16 protein-coding genes are annotated in these 19,945 nt (G+C 72.2%); 4 read left to right on the top strand and 12 right to left on the bottom strand.

All coding sequences use genetic code 11. The annotated features are described in order from the left end of the window. The first annotated feature begins 55 nt into the window (after nt 1-55). Together ACIA5G_RS32445 and ACIA5G_RS32440 are read left to right on the top strand one after the other, a co-directional pair. Nucleotides 56-937 (top strand): alpha/beta fold hydrolase, encoded by an 882-nt coding sequence (locus ACIA5G_RS32445; RefSeq protein ID WP_395930093.1) that lies wholly within the window; start codon nt 56-58, stop codon nt 935-937. Nucleotides 938-1,046: 109 nt separating this feature from the next. Beyond that, nucleotides 1,047-1,259 carry a DUF2795 domain-containing protein gene (locus ACIA5G_RS32440; protein WP_395930091.1) on the top strand — a complete coding sequence of 71 codons (213 nt, stop codon included), beginning with the start codon at nt 1,047-1,049 and terminating at the stop codon, nt 1,257-1,259. Here ACIA5G_RS32440 and ACIA5G_RS32435 read toward each other — a convergent pair. Beyond that, entirely contained in the window at nt 1,256-1,546 is a 291-nt protein-coding gene (locus ACIA5G_RS32435; RefSeq protein WP_395930089.1) for a ribosomal protein L7/L12, read from the bottom strand. The genes ACIA5G_RS32440 and ACIA5G_RS32435 overlap by 4 nt on opposite strands. A gap of 53 nt (nt 1,547-1,599) precedes the next feature. Between ACIA5G_RS32435 and ACIA5G_RS32430 the strand changes: the two genes are divergently transcribed. Continuing rightward, nucleotides 1,600-2,166: an isochorismatase family protein gene (locus ACIA5G_RS32430; protein ID WP_395930087.1), complete on the top strand. Its 567-nt coding sequence runs from the start codon at nt 1,600-1,602 to the stop codon at nt 2,164-2,166. Between the two features lie 333 nt (nt 2,167-2,499). On the opposite strand, the gene ACIA5G_RS32425 is transcribed toward ACIA5G_RS32430, so the two are convergent. Genes ACIA5G_RS32425 through ACIA5G_RS32415 form a run of 3 tightly spaced genes read right to left on the bottom strand, consistent with a single transcriptional unit; the run spans nt 2,500 to nt 4,686 of the window. Next, complete coding sequence (locus tag ACIA5G_RS32425) at nt 2,500-2,832, bottom strand: antibiotic biosynthesis monooxygenase family protein (RefSeq protein ID WP_395930085.1); 333 nt, start codon at nt 2,830-2,832, stop codon at nt 2,500-2,502. Nucleotides 2,833-2,876: 44 nt separating this feature from the next. After that, nucleotides 2,877-3,779, bottom strand: coding sequence for a serine hydrolase (locus tag ACIA5G_RS32420; RefSeq protein WP_395930083.1), 903 nt, complete (start codon nt 3,777-3,779; stop codon nt 2,877-2,879). Nucleotides 3,780-3,810: 31 nt separating this feature from the next. Continuing rightward, a complete protein-coding gene (locus ACIA5G_RS32415; protein WP_395930080.1) occupies nt 3,811-4,686 on the bottom strand; it encodes a LysR family transcriptional regulator in 876 nt (291 codons plus the stop codon). A gap of 146 nt (nt 4,687-4,832) precedes the next feature. On the opposite strand from ACIA5G_RS32415, the gene bla reads away from it, so the two are divergent. Next, nucleotides 4,833-5,708, top strand: coding sequence for a class A beta-lactamase (gene bla / locus ACIA5G_RS32410; RefSeq protein WP_395930340.1), 876 nt, complete (start codon nt 4,833-4,835; stop codon nt 5,706-5,708). On the opposite strand, the gene rimO is transcribed toward bla, so the two are convergent. The 8 genes from rimO to ACIA5G_RS32370 form a co-directional block, all read right to left on the bottom strand. Beyond that, complete coding sequence (gene rimO / locus ACIA5G_RS32405) at nt 5,705-7,087, bottom strand: 30S ribosomal protein S12 methylthiotransferase RimO (protein ID WP_395930338.1); 1,383 nt, start codon at nt 7,085-7,087, stop codon at nt 5,705-5,707. The genes bla and rimO overlap by 4 nt on opposite strands. Continuing rightward, a complete protein-coding gene (locus tag ACIA5G_RS32400) occupies nt 7,084-7,401 on the bottom strand; it encodes a hypothetical protein (RefSeq protein ID WP_395930078.1) in 318 nt (105 codons plus the stop codon). Before ACIA5G_RS32400 ends, rimO begins: the two co-directional genes overlap by 4 nt. A gap of 94 nt (nt 7,402-7,495) precedes the next feature. Continuing rightward, nucleotides 7,496-8,116 carry an NAD(P)H-dependent oxidoreductase gene (locus tag ACIA5G_RS32395; protein WP_395930076.1) on the bottom strand — a complete coding sequence of 207 codons (621 nt, stop codon included), beginning with the start codon at nt 8,114-8,116 and terminating at the stop codon, nt 7,496-7,498. Further along, nucleotides 8,113-9,045, bottom strand: a complete 933-nt coding sequence (locus tag ACIA5G_RS32390) for a TauD/TfdA family dioxygenase (RefSeq protein ID WP_395930074.1) — start codon at nt 9,043-9,045, stop codon at nt 8,113-8,115. Before ACIA5G_RS32390 ends, ACIA5G_RS32395 begins: the two co-directional genes overlap by 4 nt. Continuing rightward, nucleotides 9,042-10,304, bottom strand: coding sequence for an ATP-grasp domain-containing protein (locus tag ACIA5G_RS32385; protein ID WP_395930072.1), 1,263 nt, complete (start codon nt 10,302-10,304; stop codon nt 9,042-9,044). Before ACIA5G_RS32385 ends, ACIA5G_RS32390 begins: the two co-directional genes overlap by 4 nt. Continuing rightward, nucleotides 10,301-11,563: an ATP-grasp domain-containing protein gene (locus tag ACIA5G_RS32380; protein ID WP_395930070.1), complete on the bottom strand. Its 1,263-nt coding sequence runs from the start codon at nt 11,561-11,563 to the stop codon at nt 10,301-10,303. The genes ACIA5G_RS32385 and ACIA5G_RS32380 overlap by 4 nt, the downstream gene beginning before the upstream one ends. Continuing rightward, nucleotides 11,560-16,965 (bottom strand): amino acid adenylation domain-containing protein, encoded by a 5,406-nt coding sequence (locus ACIA5G_RS32375; protein ID WP_395930068.1) that lies wholly within the window; start codon nt 16,963-16,965, stop codon nt 11,560-11,562. Before ACIA5G_RS32375 ends, ACIA5G_RS32380 begins: the two co-directional genes overlap by 4 nt. Further along, nucleotides 16,962-19,943 (bottom strand): amino acid adenylation domain-containing protein, encoded by a 2,982-nt coding sequence (locus tag ACIA5G_RS32370; protein ID WP_395930066.1) that lies wholly within the window; start codon nt 19,941-19,943, stop codon nt 16,962-16,964. The genes ACIA5G_RS32375 and ACIA5G_RS32370 overlap by 4 nt, the downstream gene beginning before the upstream one ends. Between the last annotated feature and the right edge of the window lie 2 nt (nt 19,944-19,945).

Here is a 19,945-nt window from a genome sequence, read left to right as displayed (position 1 = left end):
TCCGCTGCCGCACCCCGGATTTCCGGGGTGCGGCAGTTTTTGCTGGGGGTGAATCGTGTTCGACGGCTTCACGCTCGACCACGTCGACGTCGGCGGGGTGACGCTGCGCGTCCGCCACGGTGGTTCGGGTCCGCCGCTCCTGCTGGTGCACGGGCATCCGCGCACCCACACGACGTGGCACCGGGTCGCCCCGCGGCTCGCCGAGCGGTTCACGGTCATCTGCCCGGACACCCGTGGTTACGGCGAATCGGCCAAACCGCCGACCGACGAAGACCACACGCCCTACAGCAAACGCGTCATGGCGGCCGACTGCGTCGCTTTGCTGCAGCAGCTGGGACATTCCCGCTTCTTCGTGGCGGGTCATGACCGCGGCGCCTACGTGGCGACGCGGCTCGCGCTCGACCACCCGTCGGTGATCCTGGGCGCGGCGATCCTGGACGCCGTCCCGATCGGGGAAGCCCTCGCCCGCTGCGACGCGCGGTTCGCGCGGGAGTGGTTCCACTGGTTCTTCTTCGCCCAGCCGGAAAAGCCCGAACGGGTGATCACCGCCGATCCCGACGCCTGGTACAACGTCGGCACCAAGAACACGCCGGAACGGCTGGGCGAGGACAACTTCGCCGACTTCCACCGGGCGATCCACAACCCGGCCACGGTCACCGCAATGCTCGAGGACTACCGGGCGGGCCTGGGTGTCGACCGCGCGCACGACGACGCCGACCAGGCCGCCGGCAAGCGGATCACCTGCCCGGCGCTGGTCCTGTGGTCCAGCGACGACGACCTGGAAGACCTCTACGGCGACGTCCTGGCGGTCTGGCGCGGCTGGACGACCGACCTCCGCGGCCACGCGATCAAGTCCGGGCACCACATGGCGGAGGAGAATCCGGCTGCTCTGGCCACCGCTCTTGGCGACTTCTTCGGCGGCCTGCCCGCCGGTTGAGCCGTTCCCGCTGCGGATCACGGCGCACTTCGGATCCTTTGTGGACGCCCCCGGCGCACGCTCGTCGTCGGCCGGGTTTCGGGCCGCGCACGGCGGGTACGCGCAGGTCATGTCTGCTCCGGACCGATCCAGTCTCGAACAGCACCTCGCCGGGACGCGGTACCCGTGCGGCCGTGACGAGCTCCTGCGCCGGGCCGCCGCGGCCGGTGGCGGGGACGCCGTGCTCGGCTGCCTCGGCGGCCTGCCCGACCGCGACCGGTACGACGACTTCGCCGCGGTGTGGGAAGCGGTGTCGGCGAAGCACGTCGGCGGTGCGCCCTAAGCCATCCGCTCCACCGCGTCGCGGGCCTCCTTAAGGTCCGCGCCCGTGCTCTCGCGGTAGGCCTTGATCGCCTGGATCTTCTTGCCTTCGCGCAGCAACGCGGTCACTTCGGTCAGTCCGGGCTCGTCGACGGTCACCCCCAGTCCTTCGGCGATCGCGTCCAGCTTCCGTTCCATCCGCGCCAGGCGGCGGTCGACGCGGGTCAACCGGCGGTCCGTGGCCGAAGACCCGACGGCGACGACCACGACGAGCGCGACCACACCCAGCAACAGCATCCCGTAGTCCATGGCGGGTCATGCTACTTCCGGAAATCGTCGGTGGCCGCGGTTAAGGTGAGCCCATGACCACGCTGACCGATCGTCCGAACACCGCCCTGCTGGTCGTCGACGTGCAGAACGGTGTCATGCGCGCCTCCATCGAGAGTGAGGCCGTCGTCGCCAACATCGGCGCCCTGGTGGAGAAGGCCCGCGCCGCGGGTGTCGAAGTCGTGTGGGTGCAGCACACCAGCGAGGAACTGCCGCGCGACAGCGAGACCTGGCAGTACGTGCCCGAGCTGGTGCGGCGCGAGCAGGAACCGCTGGTGCACAAGACCTACGGCGACTCGTTCGAGGACACCGCCCTCGAGGCGGAGCTGGCTGCGCGCGGCATCGGCAAGCTGCTGGTCGCGGGCGCCCAGACGGACGCGTGCATCCGCGCGACCCTGCACGGCGCGATCACCCGCGGCTACGACGCGACCCTGGTCTCCGACGCGCACACGACGGAGGACCTGTCGGCGTACGGCGCGCCGCCGCCCGCCCAGGTCATCGCGCACACCAACCTCTACTGGCAGTTCCACACCGCGCCGGGCCGGACGGCGGGCACGGTGGCGACGGCCGACGTGGACTTCGCGGTGAAGGCGCCGGCCTGATCGGGCTCCGTTTGCTGCGGGGCTTCGGCACATGCGTGGCGGGAGTCCGCGGTGGTGCAGTGCGGTGAACGGTCGAGGTGCGGGTGGACCGCTCGCGGCACCGCGACCTGTACGCACGGTTGCGTTCCGGGGTGTTGACGGCGGTTCTGGCCGGGCGTGATCGGTCTGGCTGCGGGCGTTAACGAGGTCGCTGGGTCGAAGCGCGACGCACCCAATGTGGCGGGGGGGGGGGGGGGGGGGCCGCCCCCCCCCCCCCTTGGGGGGGGGGGGGGGGCCCCCCCCCCCCCCCCGCCACATTGGGTGCATTCCCCGCCACCGGCGCCGCCGCGCGGACTACTCCCCGCGCTTGAAGCCGTACGCGCGCTCCACTTTGGCCACTTCGATGTGGTAGTCGGCGTACCACTGCTCGTGCCCCTGCCGCTGGGCCTCCAGGTGCTCGGGGTGCTGCTTCCACGCGGCGATCGACTCGGCGTCGCGGTAGTACAGCACCGTCAGCTCGCGGCCGTCGTCGCCGGTTTTCGACTCGCGGCCCAGGTAGCCGGGCTGGGCGCGGCAGAGTTCGGCCATGCGCTCGTCCATGGCCGCGTACCCGTCGAGGTGGTCGGTGTCGAGGGCGCTGCTGACGATCACCGCGTAGTACGGCGGCTCGGGTCGGGTGAAGGACATCGCCGGAGCGTAGGCCCGCAAAACCCGGTCCCCAACCGGTTTTCTCACGCACCGCGCAGGTGGTCACGCAGCGCTCGCGCCACCCGGGCCATCAGCACCTCCGCCTCGGGCTGCAGCACCGCCGGGACCCGGGACTCGGTCAACGCCACCACGCCGAACACGCACCCGTCCGCGTGCTCGACAACACCCGCTTCGTGCCGCATGTTCAGCAGCGTTCCGGTCTTCGACGACCACTTCGCCGCGTCCGAGGCGAAGTCGGGGGTCAGCCGGTGGCGGATCACGTTGTTCACCATCAGCTCCCGCACGCCCGCCGCCACCGACGGGTCGATCTTCGACGGTGTCCACAACGCCTGCAGCAGGTCGAGCAGCGCCCGCGCGGACGCGGAGTTGGCCCGGGTGACGTCGAGCTGCGGGAGCCGGTGGCCCTGCCCGGCGGTGCCCGCGCCGATCGCGAGCGAATGGGCGAGGTCGGCTTCGCCCGCGTCGAAGCGCTCGGCCGGGGTTTCGACGAGGTCGCGCATCGGGTGCCGTACGGCGATGCCGCGCAGGTCCCACTCGGTCAGCATCCGCGCGACTTCGGCCGGCGGTGTGAAGTCGAACAGGACGTCGGCCGCTTCGCCGTCACTGAGGCACGTGCTCAGGTAGAGCAGGTCCTCGACGGCGACCCGGGCCGGGTGCCGGAACCGGGTCAGCCCGATGGGCCCCGGGGTGGTGACGCGGCCGGGCGCGACTTCGACCTGCGTCGCGCCGTCGAGCTCGCCGCGGCGGATGCGCTCCAGCGTCGCCGCGGCGAGGGGGACCTTGACCAGCGACGCGATCGGGTACACCCGGTCCGGGTCGATCCCGAGCTCGAGCCCGGACCTCAGGTCGCGGACCAGGAAGGAGCCGCGCAGGCCGCCTTCGTCCAGCTCGTCGCGCAGCTGCCGGACCAGGGTCTCGGCGGTCATGCCGCCTCCTTTTCGGACCGGAAAGCAGTCCTCATGCGGCCTCCTCGGCACCCAGACAACGCCCGACGGCGGCCCGCAGCACGGTCCGCAACCGATCCGCGTCCTCACCCAGCGCCGCCGCTACGGCAAAGCCGCGGGCGAGGTCCAGCTCGCCGATCGGCCGCCAGTGCAACCCCAGCTCGACGGCCTGCGCGGCCGAGCACACCACCAGGTCCGCCGAGCCGAACACCTCCGCGGCCGCCGACGTGAGCGACCCGGCCACCACGACCTGCGCCGGCGGCAGGCCGACGGCGTCGCGGACCCGCAGCACCCGGTCCCGCACGTGCGGGACGTCGTCCTCGGGCTGGATCCACACCCGGCGCCGCGGGCCGCCGGAACGCCCGGTTCGCAGGGTCTCCAGGTGCACCACCCGGCCGGCCGGCGGAGCGACCGCGGCCAGGCCGAGCGGCACGGACCACACGCCTTCCCCAGCGGGGACGGCGGTGAGCGCGGCCCGCACCTCCTGGGTCCGGACCAGCTCGGCCCGCTCCGCCGGCGGTGCGGCGCGGAATTCCAGGTGGACCTCCAGCGCACGGGCCTCGGCGGCCAGTTCGGCCAGTTCGCGCACCCCGCAGGTGTCGGGCACCGCCACCCGCATCGGCCGCAGCCGGGCGCGCTTCGCGTCGTGCTCCATCGTGTCGGCCAGCTGCACGAGCCGCTGGGCCGACGGCAGCATGTCACGCCCGAACGGCGTCAGCCGGGCCCGGCGGGTCGAGCGGTCGAAGAGCCGCTCGCCGAAGTGCCGTTCCAGCGCGGCGATGCGCCGGCTGGCGACCGGCTGCGGGATGCGCGCGAGCGCCGCGCCCGCCGTGAAGCTCCCCGTCTCGCTCACGCTCACGAACGCCCTGCAGCCGCCGACCAGGTCCACCACCTCACTCTATGCGACTTTGGCATCGAACCGCGTGTTTCCGTCTTGGACAGCATGAGCGGATCCGGTGAGACTGCGGATGTCGATCAAGACCGGAAGGAAGCCCCGTGCCGTTCCCCCACGTCCGGTGGGCCGCGCTCGCCGCGCTGGTCCTAGTGCCGCTCACCGCCTGCGCCGCCGAAGCCCCGGCACCGGCCGCGCCGACACCGCCGACAACGGCGTCGTCCGCCACCGCACAACCGCAGCCGGACTTCGCGCCGCTGGAGCGCGACTTCGACGCTCGTCTCGGCGTGTACGCCGTCGACACCGGCTCAGGCCGCGAGGTGACCCACCGCGCCGACGAGCGCTTCGGGTACGCCTCGACGCACAAGGCGTTCTCCGCCGGAGCCGTGCTCCAGCGCACGAGCCTCCCGGGGCTCGACAAGGTGCTGAAGTACCCGCGAGCGGACCTGCAGCCGAACTCGCCGGTCACCGAGAAGCACGTCGCCACCGGCATTTCCCTGCGTGACGCGATGGACGCGGCTCTGCGCTACAGCGACAACACCGCCGCGAACCTGCTGTTCCGCGAGCTCGGCGGGCCGGCCGGGCTCGCCGCCGCCCTGCGCGGGATCGGCGACACGACCACCCACGTCGACCGGATCGAGCCCGGCCTCAACGACCTCGCGCCGGGCGACATCCGGGACACCAGCACACCACGCGCGATGGCCGGCAGCCTGCGCGCGTTCACCCTCGGCACCGCGTTGCCGCCGGAGAAGCGGACCGTGCTCACGGACATGATGCGGGCCAACACCACCGGCGGGGCGCTGATCCGCGCCGGCGCGCCCGCGGGCTGGGCCGTCGCCGACAAGACCGGAACCGGCGAGTACGCGACGCGCAACGACATCGCCGTCGTCTGGCCGCCCGGGCGCGCCCCGATCGTGCTGGTGGTCATGACCGACAAGAAGACCGCCGACGCCGAGCCCGACGACCGGCTGCTCGCCCAGGCCGCCAAGCTCGTCCTCGACGGCTTCCGCCAAAACTAAGGGAGCAGGCGCGCTTCGAGGTCGATGCCGTTCGTCCCGGTGACCTCGGCCCGCACCAGCGAACCCGGTTCGGGCGCCCCGCCGGGGAACGTCACGTCGCCGTCGATCTCCGGGGCCTGGTGCGCGGCCCAGCCGCGGCCGGCCGTCCCGACGACCACCTCGACCACCGAGCCGACCCGTTCCCCGGCGCGGCGGGAGCCGAGGTCGTCGGCGAGCAGCGACAGTTCCTCGACCCGCTCGGCGAGCACCGGAGCCGGCACCTTGTCCGGCAGGTCCAAGGCTTCCGTCCCGTCCTCGTCCGAATAGCCGAACACGCCGATGGAGTCCAGCCGGGCTTCCTCCAGGAACCGCTTCAGTTCGGAAAAGTCGGCTTCGGTCTCGCCGGGGAAGCCGACGATGAAGTTCGAGCGCACCCCGGCGTCCGGCGCCACCGTCCGGATCCGGTCGAGCAGGTGCAGGAACCGTTCCCGGTCGCCGAACCGGCGCATCCGCCGCAGCACCGGGCCGCTGGCGTGCTGGAACGACAGGTCGAAGTACGGCGCGACACCGGGTGTGCCGGTGATCGCTTCGACGAGGCTCGGGCGCAGCTCCGCGGGCTGCAGGTAGCTCAGCCGGACGCGGTCGACGAACCCGGCGAGCCTCGGCAGCAGCTTCTCCAGTGCTTGGAGGTCGCCGAGGTCCTTGCCGTACGACGTCGAGTTCTCGCTCACCAGCACCAGTTCCCGCACGTCGTGGCCGGCCAGCCATTCGGCTTCGGCGAGGATCTCGGCGGGTGTCCGGGACACGAACGCGCCGCGGAAGCTCGGGATGGCGCAGAAGGTGCAGCGCCGGTCGCAGCCCGACGCCAGCTTCAGCGACGCGATCGGGCCGCCGCCGAGCCGGCGCCGCAGGACCGGCGGGCCGCTCGCCGGGCCGGTGCGCTCGGTCGTGTGCCCCGGAACGTGGGCGACGACGGCCGCGGGCCGCTCGACCGGCGTGATCGGCAGCAGTGTCCGCCGGTCGCGCGGGGTGTGCGCGGGGCGGGTGACGCCCTGCAGGACGTCGCCGATGCGGTCGCCGATCTCCGGGTAGTCGTCGAACGACAGCACGGCGTCGGCTTCCGGGACGGCGTCGGCGAGTTCGCGGCCGTAACGCTCGGCCATGCAGCCGACCGCGACGACCTTCGCGCCCTTGCCCGAGGCGGCGAGGACGGCGTCGATGGACTCCTTCTTCGCCGCTTCGATGAAGCCGCAGGTGTTCACGACGACAACGTCGGCTTCGGCGCCCGGTTCGGCGAGCTGCCACCCCGAGTCGTCCAGGCGCGCGGCCAGCTCGTCGGAGTCGACCTCGTTGCGCGCGCAGCCCAAGGTGACCAGGGAGACGGTGCGCACGCGGTTCAGTACGCGACGATGGCGACGGTCGGCGGCTTCGAATCGTTCACCGCGGCCACGATGCTCCCGCGCCCGCTGCCTTCATCGCCGATCGCCGTGGTCTGCACCAGCACCGGCGCGTCGATCGCGGGCGCGACGACGCTCAACGGGAGGTAGGCGGTGACCACGAGGCCGCTCGCGAGCAGCACCCGGGCGATCTTCCGGCGGCGGTCACCGGCTTCCTGGACGCTGACGCACTTCCCCCACTGCTGCCCGGCCGGCGCCGCCGGCGTGGTCTCCTGACGGCGACGACGTTCTTCGGCCATCCGCTCGAGATCACTCACGGTTCCCCCTCGACGAGTCCGGTGCCGGTCCGCCCGAGAATCGCACGCCGCGGGAAAGCCGCTCAAGGACTTCACCGGAACTGGCCGGAAGCGGTCAATGGCCGCCGAACAGGCGCGTCACCTCGGCTTCGACGTCGCGGAGCCACGAGTCGCGGCGATCCGCGCCGGCGTCGGCGACGACCCGGAGCACCAGCCGGGTCACCTCCGGCTCGCCGAGGTAGGGCGCGAGGCAGCGCCGCCAGATCGCGTCGAGCGGGTCGCCGAACAGGGTCCGTTCGCGCTCTTCGGTCGTGTCGGAAGTGTTGACGACCAGCAGCCGCCGCAAGGTCAGCAACGACTCGGGCGCGCCGCCCGCGTCGTCGAGGCGGTAGGCGACCCCGGGCACGAGGATCCGGTCGAGCCAGCCGCTGAGGATCGCCGGTGGTTTGCCCCACCAGTTCGGGTGGATCGCGACGAGCCCGGCGGCGTCCCGCAGTTCCTCGCGGTGCTGCCGCACCAAGGGATCCGGTTCGGCGGCGAGGAATTCTTCCGCGCGGGTGCCGCTGGTGTAGGCCTCTTCCGCGGTCAGCACCGGGTCGAAACGTTCCGCGTACAGGTCGTGGAACCGCACTGAGCGCCCGAGGCGGGTCAGCGTGTCGACGACCCGCTCGGCGAGCGCGTGGTTGAGGCTCCCCGGCCGGGGGTGGGCGAGCAGGACCACCACCGGAGCGGTCATCCGGTCATCGCCACGAGGATGCGCCGCCGGCCGGTGAACGGCTCGCGGCCGTGGGCCATCAGCATGTTGTTGATCACCATGATGTCACCGGCCTGCCAGGGGAAGGCGAAACTCACCTCGTGGTAGACCTCCCGGATCTTTTCGAGGTCCGCCACCGGGATCGGGCTGCCGTCGGCGAAGTAGGCGTTGCGCGGCAGGTCGGCCTCCGGGTACAGCTCCAGCAGCGCCTCGCTCACCTCCTCGCCGAGGCTCGAGACGTGGAAGAGGTTGGCCTGGTTGAACCACACGGTCCCGCCGGTGTGCGGCTCGGTGACGAACGACGGCCGGACGTGTCGCGTGCGCAGCCCGTCCTCGGTCCATTCGAAGGTCTGGCCGTTGCGCACGCAGTACTCCTCGACCACCGCGCGGTCCTCCGTCTGGAAGGCCTCCTGCCAGGTCAGTCCCAACCCTTCGCGGAACGCACGCGTGTAGGTGACGCCGCCCGCGAACCGCTCGCGAAGGTCCTCCGGCAGCTGCCGGTACATCGCCCGGCTGTCCGCGATCGGCGTGGCGCCGCCGGTTTCCGCCGCGGTGTCGCACAGGAAGAACAGCCGTGCCGGCCAGCTCGCCGAGTAGGAGTTCTCGTTGTGCATCGGGATCGACTCGGCCGGCGGGTACTCCGTCGAGGTGTAGATGTTGCCCGCCACCGCCGACCGCGGGGTCGACCGCTCGGTGTAGGTGAGCAGCGCCCCGCCGATCGTCTCGGTGACCCGGTTGAACAGGTCGAGGTCGGCGGGCAGGCCGCGCAGCAGGATCGCGCCGTGGTCACGCAGGTGCGCCTGCAGCCGCGGCAGGTGGGCCTCCACCGCCGCGAGGTCGGTGGCCGGGTGGACGGCGATCCGGGTGTGGTTGGTGCCTTCGAGCTGCGGCACCGTGAGATCGGCGGTCATGACTCCTCCAGTTCGAATCGGACCAGCTTGGTGGCCTCGGTGTGCAGCGCCGCCAGGTCGTCGACGTCGGCGAAGCCCGCGACGAGGACGTTGACGGCGTAGATCTCCTGGTCGTCGGTGAGCACCTGGCCGGGCGAGACGATGGTGACGACGTCGAGGACCTCGGGCAGGTCCGCGACCTGGTCCGTGCCCTCGACGCGCACCAGGCGCCCGGCGCCCTCGGCGTAGACGATCAGGTAGCCGACCGGCACCGGCAGCCCGGCACTCCGCGCGGGCGGCGGGGTGCCGAGGGCGAGCGAGACGGCTTCGGCGGTGACGTCGATGCCCGTGGCGAGCTTGAGCAATGCGGGCTGGGCTCCCCCGGCGCACCGCCCGGCGTTCACCTCGACGACCACCGGCCCGCGCGCCGCGTCGTCGATCACCTCGACGTGCGCGACCGTGTTGTCCAGCCCCAGCGCGAGCACCGCGGCGGTTGCCGCCTGTTCGATCCCGGCCGCCCGCTCGGGACCCAGCCCGAACGGCGGGCAGACCATCGCGAGCTCGAACTTCCGGTCGTCGATCAGTGGTTTGCCGACCACCGTGACGGGCTCGGCCACCCCGTGGCGGACCAGGACGTCGACGGCGTACTCCGGACCGTCGAGCAGGCTCTCCACGAGGAACACCCGCAGCGGGTCGACCAGTCCTGGCAGCATCCGGTGGTAACGCGCGTCCGGGGACTGCGGGAGCCGGGTCGCGAGCAGGTCGTACGCCGCGGCCAGTTCGTCCACTGTGGACACCGTGCGGACGAGGGTGCTCGCGGCGCCGTTGACCGGCTTGACGATCGCCGGGAGGCCGACCTCCTCGGCGATCCTGGCCGCGTGGGCCGGATCGGCGAACAACGCGCACCGGGGACCCGGCAGCCCCGCTGAAGCCAGGGCCTGCCGGACGGCGAACTTGTTGTGCGCCAACGCGAACACGTCCGACGGACACCGGCCGAGGCCGAGCAGCTCGGCAACCCGGGCGGTGCTCGCGATGATCCCCTCGGCGGCGGTGAGCACCGCGGCGGGTTCCCGGTCGCGGAGCGCGTCGGCGACGGCCGCGGCGTCCCGGACGTCCTCGACCACAACGAACCCGTCCACGAGCAAGGCCAGCTCGGCCCGCTCGGCGTCGTCGAGGGGTTCGGTGACCAGCTCCGCCCGGAAGCCCTCCCGACGGACCGCGGCGACCACGTCGCGGATCCAGTGCCCGCGCGTCTCGCGGACGACGAAGGCGGTCTTCACGAGACCTCCAACCGGATGAGCTTGCTCGCCTCCGCGTGCAGCGCGACGAGGTCGTCGTGGTCGGCGAACCCGGCGACGACCAGGTTCACCGCGTACGTCTCCTGCTCGTCGGTGAGCACCTGGCCCGGCGACACCGTGGTGACCAGGTCGACCACCTCCGGCAGGGCGGCGACCTCGTCGAGCCCGCCGATCCCGGTCAGCGTGCCCGAGCCGGACGCGTACAGGATCAGCATCCCCAGCGGGATCGGCAGCTTCGCCGGTGCACGCTCCGGGCGCGGCGCTCCCAGCGCGAGAGCCGTCAGCTCGGCGAAGACGTCGATGCCGGTTCTCAGCTTCGCCAGCAGTGGCATGATCGAGCCCGCCGGCCGCCCGGCGTTGACCTCGACGATCGTCGGGCCGCGCTCCTCGTCGTCGATCACCTCGACGTGCGCAACCGTGTTGTCCAGCCCCAGCGCGAGGACCGCCGCGGACGCCGCGGAAGTGACCAGCGCCGCCCGTTCTTCGGCCAGGTCCGCCGGCGGGCAGGACAGGACCAGTTCGAACTTGCGGTCGTCGACCAGGGGCTTGTCGAGGATCTCGACCGGCTCGGCCACGCCGTCGCGGATCAGCACGTCCACCGCGTACTCGGGACCGCGCAGCAAGCCCTCGACCAGGAACGTCGACGACGGATCCAGCGATCCCAGGAGGCGGTGGTAACGCGGGTCCGGCGACTCGGGCAGCCGGGCGGCCAGCAGCTCGTACGCGGCCGCCAGCTCGTCCACCGTGGACACCGTGCGGACTAGGTTGCTGCCCGCGCCGTTGACCGGCTTGACGATCGCCGGCAACCCCACCCGCGCCGCCACCCCGGCGGCGTCCGACGCCGCGGAGATCAGCGCGAACCCGGGCCCGGGCAGCCCGGCCGCCGCGAGGGCTTCCCGGACGGCGGACTTGTCGGCGCACAGAGCGAACACCGAGGCCGGGCACCGGGCCACCCCGAGCAGCTCGGCGACGCGGGCGGTGCTCGTGATGGCCCCGTCGGAACCGGTCAGCACGGCGGCGGGCGCACCGACGGTCGAGCGGATCTTCTCGGCGACGGCTTCGGCGTTGTAGACGTCGTCGACCGCCGCCACGTCGTCCACCACCGCGGCCAGCGACACGCGCTCGGCCGCGTCCACCGGAGGCGCGAGCAGCACCGCGCGGTGGCCGGCCGCGTGCACCGCGGCGGCGACCTCGCCGACCCAGTGCCCGCGCGCCTCCCTGATCAGCACCACGACACTCATGCGGCCGCCTTCCCCGCGAGCTTCCGCTCCCGTTCCTGCGCGCCGACGAGGTCGTCGGGCAGCGAGTCGGGCACCTCGGTGTCGAAGCGGCGCAGCAACTTCACCGCGAACCCGCCGACGTTGATCAGCAGCAGGATCAGCGCGTAGACGACGTAGGCGAGCCCGACCCCGCGGCCCTCCCCGGTGCCGAGCACCGCGCCGACCGAGCCGGCCAGCGCGCCGTCCGGCGTCAGCAGGGGTGAGAACCAGCCGACCGCCAGCGGTGCGAGCACAGCGAACCCGATCGGCAGGGTCGACCAGGTGATCGTCTGGTTGATCGCGAACACCCGGCCGTGGTACCGCTGCGGCACCTTGACCTGCACGAGCGTCGCGTAGATGCCCTGGGACACGGCCATCGCCGCGGCCAGCAGGAACACCCCCGCGGCCACCACGATCAGCGACGGCCGCAGCCCCATCACCAGGCTGCCGGCGGCGATGCCGACGTTGCCCACGAGCACACCGACCATCCGCCGGTTCCGCGGGCCGCCCCACAGGGCCATCCCGATGCCGCCGGCCACGGCGCCGACCGCCTCGGCCAGCGCGACCTGCGCGACGTCGGTGACCGTGCCGAACGACAGCACCAGCGGCGAGACGAGCACCAGCGCGGGTGCCAGGAACACGTTGGCCAGCGCGAAGTACAGCAGCATCGTCCGGAAGCCGCGGTGGTTCCACGAATACTTCAGCCCACCGGCGATCGCCGTCAGCAGCGGCTCGCGCGGCCGCCAGCCGAGCAGGTCGGGGAACCGGACGAACAGCAGGCTGACGATGGCGAAGACGTAGCTCACCATGTCGAGGACCAGGATCCCGGACAGCTGGATCGCCGCCAGGAGCCCGGCCGCGATCACCGGCATCAGCAGCTGCGCAAAGCCGTTGGACAGCTGGGCGAGGCCCATCGCGTGCCCGAGGTACTGCTTCGGCACGAGCTGCGCGACCGACGACTGGTAGGCGATCCGCTGCAGTGATCCCGCGACCGACCCGAGCGGGATCAGCACGTAGAGGAACCACAGCTGCAGGTTGCCGGCCGTCAGCAGCAACGCCAGCGCGAGCTGGATGACACCGGCGACGGCGCTGGCCGCGATCATGATCTTCCGCCGGTCACCGCGGTCGACCAGGGCGCCCGCGACGGGCAGGATCAGCACCCCGCACATCAGCGCGAGGGCCCAGAGCAGGCCGAGGTCGGTGACCGAGCCGGTCTTCGTGTAGAGCCAGATCGGCACGGCGAACGACGTCAGCGCCGAGCCGGTCGAGGAGACCAGCTGGCCGACGGTGACCGTCACGAACCGGGCCAGGCTCGGCTTCACCGCGGGTTTCTCGTCCACCGCCGCCCGGTGGGTGTCGTGCACGGCCCACCCGGCGTCTTCCCCGCGCGCCGAGACGTGCAGCTCGCCGGGATCGTCGAGGGCGGGGTGGACGCGGGTGACGATCTCGGCCAGCTCGTCCGCGCGGTAGCGGAGGAAGAAGTGCCCGGCCTGGTCCAGCACCACCAGCGCCGTGCGGTCGGTGAGGAACTCCCACTCGCGGTAGCGCTCGGCGTAGTAGTCGGTGACGGGATCCTCCGAGCCGACCACCGAGATGATCGGCGCACGCAGCTTGGCGACCCGGGCGTCGAGCAGGCCGCTGAAGTACTCCTCGGCGGCACGGCTGTCGGCGCGCATGTTGCTGATGATCCGGTCGGCCTGCGCCGGGTCGAGGTCGTCGGTGTCGACGCCCATGCCCTTGAGCCAGTTCGCGTAGTACCGGTTGCTGCGCAGTTTTTCGAGGCGCGTGCGCAGGGTGCCGACGGCGCCCTTGATCCGCGCGAACGGGAAGATCGCGCCGATGTGGACAACTTCCAGCTCACGGCCGCGTTCCTCCAGCCGGCGGGCGACGCCGACGGCGAGCGCGTTGCCGACACCGCAGTGGCCGTAGATGGCCAGCGGGCCGTCGATCCTCTCAAGGACCTCGTCCGCGAGCCGCTCGACCAGTTCGTCGAACGGGACGGCTTCCTCGGTCAGGCCGACGTCGTGGCCCGGGATCGCCACCGAGAACAGCGAATATCCGCCGGGCAGCGCGTCCGCGAGGGGCTGGTAGACGATCGCGCTGCCGCCGCCGTACGGAAAGCAGACGTAGGTGAGCGTCGGCTTCGCGATCGGCTTGGTCAGCTCGTACAGCAGGTGCCCGGAGTCGTCCCGGTCACCGTCCAGGAACACGGCCAGCTCGCGGATGGTCCGGTGCTGGAACAGGTCCATCACGCCCGCTTGGTGCCCGGCCTTCGCGATCCGCGCGACGACCTGCGTCGCGAGCATCGAGTGGCCGCCGAGGTCGAAGAAGTCGTCGTCGGCGCCCAGTTCGTCCACCTTGAGGACGTCCCGCCAGATGTCGGCGAGAAGGACTTCCAGGGGTGTCGAGGGTGTGACGAGTTCCTTGCTCGCGTCGCGACCGGCGACCGGTGCGGGCAGGGCCTTGCGGTCGAGCTTCCCGTTGGGCGTCAGCGGAAGATCGTCGAGGGTGACGAACGACGGCGGGACCATGTAGTCCGGCAAGGTCTGTTTCAACGCCGTCCGCAGCGACCCGGCGTCCGCGTCGCCGACGACGTACCCGACCAGGCGCTTGTCCCCCGGCGTGTCCTCGCGGACGATCACCGCCGCGTCCCGGACGCCGTCCTGCTCGCGCAGGGCCGTCTCGATCTCCCCCAGCTCGATGCGCAGGCCGCGCAGCTTGACCTGGTGGTCGATGCGGCCGAGGAAGGCGAGGGTGCCGTCCGGGCGCCAGTGGGCGAGGTCGCCGGTGCGGTACATCCGGCCACTGTGGAACGGGTCGGGCACGAACTTCTCGGCCGTCAGCTCGGGCCGGTGGTGGTAACCGAGGGCCAGTCCGGCACCGGCGATGTGCAGTTCTCCCGGTACGCCGACCGGACAGGGATTGCCGCGCTTGTCCAGGACGTAGATCCGGGTGTTGCGGATCGGTGCGCCGATCGGCACCGACGCCACCTCGGCGAGCGCCTCGGGGGTGCAGTGCCAGGCGGTGACGTCGATGGCGGCCTCGGTCGGGCCGTAGAGGTTGTGCAGCTCGCAGTGCGGCAGCCGGGTCGTGAACTGCCGGGCCGCGTCCAGGGGCAGTTCCTCGCCGCTGCACACGACCCGCCGCAGCGCCGGGACCGGCTCGGCCCCCGGTTCGGCCAGGAACAAGGTCAGCATCGACGGCACGAAGTGCGCGGTGGTGATGCCCTCGCTCGTCAGGAGTTCACGCAGGTACGCCGCGTCCTTGTGGCCGCCGGGCTCGGCGAGCACCAGCCTGGCCCCGGTCATGAGGGGCCAGAAGAACTCCCACACCGAAACGTCGAAGCTCGCCGGGGTCTTCTGCAGCACCGAGTCCGACGCGTCGAGGCCGTACGCGCGCTGCATCCAGTCGAGGCGGTTGACGATGCCGCGGTGCCCGTTCGGCACACCCTTCGGCCGGCCGGTCGAACCGGAGGTGTAGATGACGTACGCCGGATCGTCCGGCCCGGCCAGGACTTCGGGTACGGTGTCGGCGCCTTCGGGCAGGTCGTCGAGGACAACGACGGTCGCGTCCCCCGGCGGCAGGGTGTCCCGTAACGAGGCCTGGGTGAGCACGACCGGTGCGGCCGCGTCTTCGAGCATGAACGCGAGCCGGTCCGCCGGGTACTCCGGGTCGAGCGGGACGTACGCGCCGCCCGCCTTGAGCACCCCGAGCAGGCCGGTGACCAGCTCGAACGACCGGTTCGCGAAGACACCGACCAGCGTGCCCGGGCCGACGCCCAGCTCGCGCAGGCGGTGCGCAAGACGATTGGCCCGGTGGTCCAGCTCGCGGTACGACAGCGACTCGCCGCGGAAGGTCACCGCGGGCGCGTCCGGGGTGCGGGCCACCTGGGCCTCGACGAGTCCGTGAAGCGTGCCCGGCGGGATCTCCCCCGCCGTGTTGTTCCAGGTTTCGAGCACCAGCTCACGCTGGTCCGGCCCGAGCAGGTCCAGTTCGGACACCGGACGCGCCGGGTCGGCGACGATCGAACGCAACAGCGTGACCAGGCGGTCCGCCATGCCGGCGACGGTGTCCGTGCCGAACAGCGCGGTGTTGTGGACGAACTTGCCGATCAGCCCGGACTCGATCTCGATGGCGTGGAACTCGAAGTCGAAGCGGGTGGCGGGCAGGTCCATCGGCAGCCAGCGGAAGTCCACTTCGGACGTTCCGGCCGCGTTCATCCGGCCCATCTCGTAGTTCTGCAGCGCGAACATGGCCTGGAACACCGGCGAGCGGCTCACGTCTCGCGGCACGCCGAGGGCGTTGACCAGCCGCTCGAACGGGACGTCGGCGTGGTCGAACGCGTCGAGCACGTGCCGCCGGGTCCGGTCCAGCAGCTCGGTGAAGCTCGGGTCGCCGGCCAGCTGGGCCCGCAGCGGCAGCATGTTGACGAACATGCCGACCACACCCTCCAGCTCGGGCAGCCCGCGCCCGGCCGACGACGATCCGACCGCGAAGTCCTCCTGCCCGGAGTAGCGCGACAGCAGGAGCTGATAAGCGGCGAGCAGGGTCATGAAGAGCGTGACGCCGTGTTCGCGGCTCAGTTCGCCGAGGGCGCGGGCGAGGTCCTTCTCGACGAAGAACTCGTGGATGGCGCCGTCGAACGTCTGGGTCGCCGGGCGCGGCCGGTCGGTCGGGAGCTCCAGGGGTTCGACCCCACGGAGGGTTTCCTGCCAGTGGTCCAGCTGCCGGTCGAGTTCGGCGCCGGTGAGCGTCCGGCGTTGCCAGTGCGCGAAGTCGCCGTAGCCGATGGACAGCTCGGGCAGCCCGGCCGCCGTGCCGTGGTAGTGCGCGGCGAGGTCGCGCAGCAGCAGGTCGACCGACCAGCCGTCACCGGCGATGTGGTGCGTGCACACGGCGAGGAGGTGCTCGTCGCCGGAGATCCGCACCAAAGTCGCCCGCAGCAACGGGCCCGTTGCCAGGTCGAACGGCTCGGCCGCGGCGGCATCGACCGCGGCTCGAGCCGTCTCCTCGTCACCGGCCTCCACAATGGACAACGGCACGGTGACGAGCGGTTCCAGGCGGACGGACGGCTGCCCGTCCTCCCCCGCCGGGAACCGCATCCGCAGTGCCTCGTGCCGGGCCGGCAGCGCGTCCAAGGCGGCTTGGAGCGCGACGACGTCGAGCCGTCCGGTGAGGCGGATCGGCACCGGGATGTGGTACGACGTCGTCCCGGGCGCGAACTGCTCCATGAACCAGACGCGTTCCTGCTGGTAGGACAGCGGGACGGGGTCACCGTCCGGCCGCCGGGTGATGGTCGCGGCCGGCTCGGCGCGCCGCCGCAGCCGCCGTTCCAGCAGTGCTCGGCGCGCCGCCGCGCTGCTGGTCTCGTCGATCGTCGTCACGCCTGCTCACCTTCGGCCAGCTGGGCCCGGACCTCTTCGTCGCTGAGCTGGTCGAGGTCCTCGGCCAGCCGCCGCTCGACCTCGGCGGCGAGGCCCGCCACCGTGGTGAACGAGAAGAGGCCGCGCACCGGCAGTTCGACACCGACCTGCTTGCGGATCCGGGCCATCGCCCGGATCGCGAGGAGGGAGTTGCCGCCGTGGGCGAAGAAGTCGTCGTGCACCCCGAGCTTCTCGACCCCCAGGAGTTCACCGAGCACCTCGGCGACCAGTTCCTCGGCCGCCGTGCTCGGGGCGACGTACTCCGCCGCCCCACCGAGCTGCGGGTCCGGGAGCGCGGCCCGATCGAGCTTCCCGCTCGCGGCCACCGGCAAGGCGTCCAGCGTGACGAACACCGTGGGCACCAGGTACTCCGGCAGGGTGGCCCGCAAGGCTTCGGCCGCGCCGTCCGCGTTGCCGGCGACGTAGCCGACCAGGGTGCCTTCGCGGACGGCCACCGCGGCGTCGCGGATCTCCGGCAGCTCGCGCAGCGCGGCTTCGACCTCACCGGGCTCGATCCGGTAGCCGCGCAGCTTGACCTGGTCGTCGATGCGGCCGAGGTACTCGAGGGTGCCGTCACGGCGCCAGCGGACGAGGTCGCCGGTGGTGTACATCCGCCCGAACGGGCCGTCCGGGAATCGTTCCGCGGTCAGCTCGGGCAGCCCGAGGTAACCGTCGGCGAGCTGGGCGCCGGCGAGGTGGAGCTGTCCCGCGACCCCCGGCGGGACGGGCCGCAGCCGGTCGTCGAGGACGTGGACGCGGGTGCCGGGGATCGGGCGGCCGATCGGCACCGGGCCGGCGACCGGGCCGTCGAGCCGGTGGGCGACACAGCCGACGGTCGCCTCGGTCGGGCCGTACTCGTTGGTGACGGTCGCGGCGCACTGCGGCACGACCTCGCCGAAGAGCGCCTCACCACCGAGGACCAGGTCCCCGGTCGGGTAGGACTCCTCCGGCAGCACGGCGAGGTGGGTCGGGGTCGCCTTGAGGAAATCGGGCCGGCCTGCGTCCACAATGGATCCACCGGCGGTGAGCGGGCCGAGCAGCGTCGTGACGGTCAGGTCGAAGGACGCCGACGTGTGCAGCAGCGCGCGACCGGCGAGGCTCGGGTAGGCCTCGCGCGCCCAGCCGAGGTAGGTGGCGAGAGCACGGTGACCGACCTGCACGCCCTTCGGCCGTCCCGTCGAGCCGGACGTGTAGATGACGTAGGCGATGTCGTCCGGGCCGGGCGGCGCCGGGTTCTCGTCGGACGAGTCCGCCCACACCGCCGGGTCACTCAGGTCCAGGGTCTCGGTGCTGACGAGCGTGCCGCCGCTGGTGAGCACGACGCGGGCCCCGGCGTCGGCCAGGACCAGGGCCTGCCGCTGCGCCGGGTTGGCCGGGTCGAGCGGGACGTAGGCGGCACCGCTCTTCAAGGCGCCCAGGATGCCCACGACCAGGTCGGCCGAGTTCGGGGCGCAGACCCCGACCACCCCACCACTGCCGAGGCGGTGCGCGACCCGGTTGACGCGCGTGTTCAGCTCGGCGTAGGTCAGCCGAACCCCGCCGAGGTCGACCGCGACCGCGTCCGGCGTCGACCGCACCTGCTCCTCGAAGCGCGCGACGAACAGCGGTGCGTCCGAAGTGGACGAACCGCTCCACTCCGCCACCTGTGCGCGCTCGGCGTCCGACAACAGCGGAAGGTCGGCCACCAAGGTCGCGGGATCCTCGACCGCCGCGGTGAGCAGCCGCAGGAACCGGTCCACCATGGACTCGGCGGTGGCCCGGTCGAACAGGTCGGTGCGGTAGAGCAGCCGGCCACCGGTTGCGGTCAGGTCGATCGCGACGTCGTCCTTGGCCGTGGCGTAGCGGACCGGCTCGATGCCCGACTCCGGGATGAAGTTGAACCCGATCTGGTACAGCGCCTGCACGGCCGGGTCGCGCTCCGGGCGCACCTCGTCGGCGACCAGCTGGAACGGCACGCGGCCGTGCTCGATCGCGTCCAGCACCGCGGTGCGGACCCGGCCGACCAGTTCGGCGAACGCCGGATCCCCGCCGCAGTCGACGCGGATGGCCAGCTGGTTGACGAACATGCCGATCAGCGGCGCCAGCTCCGGCAGGTCCCGCCCGGCGACCGGCACCCCGACCACCACGTCGTCCGAAGCGGACAGTCGTGACAGCAGCGCGGTGTAGGCGGCCAGCAGCACCATGAACGGCGACGCCGACAGCCCGCGGCCGGTGTCGACGGCCCGGCCGAGCAGCCCGTCCGGCAGGGTGAAGTCGACCTGGTCGCCGGCAAAACCGAACTCCGCGGGCCGCGGCCGGTCGGTGGGCAGGCTGTGCACGGGCGGGAGCCCGGCCAGCCGTTCGCGCCAGTAGTCCAGCTGGGACCGCACGAGCGGCACCTGGCCCCGCTGCCAGGCCGAGTAGTCGGGGTACTGGATGGCGAGCTCGGGCAGCCGCGGCAGCCGGCCCTCGGCGGCCGCGTTGCACGCCTCGTTCAGCTCGGCCGCCAGGACCAGCACCGAACCGGCGTCGAAGACCGTGTGGTGCACGACGAACGTGAGAAGCCAGCCGGCGTCGGCGAGCCGGCACAGCTGGGCCCGCCACGGCGGCGCGGCGTCCAGCGGGATCGGACGGCGCGCGATCGCCTCGGCGAGTTCCGCGGCCCGCTGCTCGGCGTCCGGGACCGTCCGCAGGTCGTGCACCTCGGGCTCGATCGGCACGGTGGCGTGCACGATCTGGACGAGCTCACCGCCGTCCATCCGGAACGCCGTGCGCAGCGCTTCGTGGCGCCCGACGACCACGCCGATCGCGGCGCGCCACTGCCCTTCGGTGAGCGGCAGGTCCTGCCGCACCTGACAGGGCAGGTTGTACACCGGGGACGCCGGGTCCAGCTGGTTCGACAGCCAGATCCGCTCCTGCCCGAACGAGGCCGGGAACGTCCATTCCTTCGTGTCGGTCATGG

Origin of the sequence: Amycolatopsis sp. NPDC051758, assembly GCF_044453095.1 — a bacterium.
In the GTDB taxonomy this organism is placed as follows: Bacteria; Actinomycetota; Actinomycetes; order Mycobacteriales; family Pseudonocardiaceae; genus Amycolatopsis.
The sequence above is the reverse complement of the archived record's forward strand: the minus strand, read 5'-3'. Positions and strand labels throughout refer to the sequence as shown.